Origin of the sequence: Ralstonia sp. ASV6, from assembly GCF_016429285.1 — a bacterium.
GTDB lineage: Bacteria > Pseudomonadota > Gammaproteobacteria > Burkholderiales > Burkholderiaceae > Ralstonia > Ralstonia flaminis.
Genome location: NZ_JAELUI010000293.1, coordinates 1 through 2176 on the forward strand (window position 1 = coordinate 1; position 2176 = coordinate 2176).

The following is a 2176-nucleotide window of genomic DNA, read 5'->3' on the forward strand; positions in this document are numbered from 1 at the left end:
GGCCATCTTCGTGCGCTCGGTCACCACACGCAGGCGCGCCGCCTGCCCGAGGCCCATGCCGCCGCCCATGGTGATGCCGTCCATCAACGCGACGATCGGCTTCGGGAACTGATGCAGCGCGTAGTCGAGCCGGTATTCGTCGATGAAGAATTGCAGCCAGCCGTCGTCGCCGTCCCGGCGGCCCTGCTTGGCAAGCTGGTAGAGCGAACGCACGTCGCCGCCCGCACAGAAGCCCTTCTGCCCGGCGCCGCGCAGTACCAGCGCAACGATGCCGTCGTCATGACGGCATTGCTCCAGCAGCACCGCCAACTGCCGCACCATGCCGTGCGACAGCGCGTTCAATGCAGAAGGCCGGTTCAGCGTGATGATCGCCACGCGGTTGATCACGCGCATCAGCACTTCGGGTTCGGCCGCGGCGGTATCTGGCTGCGCCTGCATCTGGACGGCACTCATTGCAGCGTCTCCGATTCGTGTGTGGTGTGCCAGCGTGGCGCGCGTTTCTCCAGGAAAGCGTTCACGCCTTCGCGTTGATCGGGGTGATCGAACAGGTCGACAAAGCGTTCACGCTCCACGGCCAGCGCCGCGCTGCGCGGCACGCCGTTACGCGCCTGGTGGATCAGCTGCTTGCTGAAGGTGACGGCCTGCGGGCTGAGCGTCGTCACCCGCAGCGCCATGGCGATGGCGGCCTCGCGTGCGGCACCGGTCTCCACCACCTCTTCCACCAGGCCGATGCGCAAGGCGGTCTGTGCATCGACGCGCTCGCCGGTCAGGATCATGCGTTTGGCCCAGCCTTCACCCACGAGCCACGGCAGCGTCTGCGTGCCGCAACCGCAGCACAGCAGGCCGACAGCGGTTTCAGGCACAGCGAGCTTGGCGTGAGCCTCGGCGATGCGGATGTCGCAGGCCAGCGCGCACTCCAGCCCGCCGCCCATCGCAAAGCCGTTGATGGCAGCAATCACCACGGGGCGCGCATTCTGCAACGCTTCAAAGGCCGCACCGAAACGTGCAGCGGCCTCGCGTGCGACATCGCGGTCGCCATCGGCAAAGGTGTTGAGGTCCGCCCCGGCGCTGAAGAACTTCGGGCCATCGCCGGTGATGACGATGGCGCGCACGCGCGCGTCGGCGTTCAGGCGTTCCAGGGTGGACTGCAGTTGCAGCAAGCCCTCCGGGGTGAACGCGTTGGCGGGTGGGCGCTTGAGCGTCAGCAGCGCGACAGTGTTGTCGTGGAGAAAATCGAGTTCGATCATCACACGCCTCCGCCCTGGCGATAGAGCTTGATGACAGCAGAGAAATCCAGCCTGCCGTCGCCCTTGCTGCTCACGGTCTGGTAGAGCTGCTGCGCCAGCGCACCAAGATAGACTGGCTGGCGCACAGACTTGGCCGCATCGCCCGCCAGGCCCAGGTCCTTGAGCATCAGGTCCGTACCGAAGCCACCGGTGTAGCCACGCGACGATGGCGCGGTCTCGATCACGCCGGGGAACGGGTTATACGTGTCAGAACTCCAGCAGCGGCCGGTGGATGTGTTGATGATGCCGCCCAGCACCTTCGGGTCGATGCCCAGCGCCTCACCCAGCGACATGGCCTCAGCCACACCGGCCATGGTGATGCCAAGCACGAGGTTGTTGCAGATCTTCGCGCCCTGGCCTGCACCGGTATCACCGCAGTGCACGAGATTCTTGCCCATGGCGGAAAGCACCGCGCGCACCTGCTCGAACGCCGCTGCGCTGCCGCCCACCATGAAGGTGAGTGTGCCTGCAGCCGCGCCGCCTGTTCCACCCGAGACCGGCGCGTCGATGAAGGTGTTGCCATGCTCGGCCGCCAGCGCGGCAAACGCCTTGGCGCTGGCCGGGTCGATGGTGCTCGAATCGATGATGGGCACGCCTTTGCTGATACCCGCCAGGACACCGTCTTCCGCAGTCAGTACATGACGCACATGCGCTGCGGCGGGCAGCATGGTGATGACAGTCTCGGCACCCGTCACCGCCTCTTTCGGCGATGCTGCGGCCACGGCTCCTGCTTCCACCAGCGACCCGACTGCCTGCGCGCTCAAATCGAACACGTTGAGTGCATGGCCTGCCTTCAACAGGTTGTGCGCCATCGGGGCGCCCATGTTGCCCAGGCCGATGAATGCGATCTTCATGACAACGCTCCTTGGCCGCTCAGCGCAGGCTGATGG

Annotated in this window: 3 protein-coding genes; all 3 read right to left on the reverse strand. The window is 66.0% G+C overall.

Annotated elements, in window-relative coordinates; translation table 11 throughout:
• On the reverse strand, nt 1-453 hold a 453-nt coding region (locus tag JHD73_RS27555; protein ID WP_199033305.1), incomplete at its 3' end, for an enoyl-CoA hydratase/isomerase family protein.
• Complete coding sequence (locus tag JHD73_RS27560; RefSeq protein WP_199033306.1) at nt 450-1247, reverse strand: enoyl-CoA hydratase; 798 nt, start codon at nt 1245-1247, stop codon at nt 450-452. The genes JHD73_RS27560 and JHD73_RS27555, both read right to left, overlap by 4 nt.
• Nucleotides 1247-2140: a 3-hydroxyisobutyrate dehydrogenase gene (mmsB, locus tag JHD73_RS27565; RefSeq protein ID WP_199033307.1), complete on the reverse strand. Its 894-nt coding sequence runs from the start codon at nt 2138-2140 to the stop codon at nt 1247-1249. Before mmsB ends, JHD73_RS27560 begins: the two co-directional genes overlap by 1 nt.
• Nucleotides 2141-2176 lie beyond the last annotated feature (36 nt).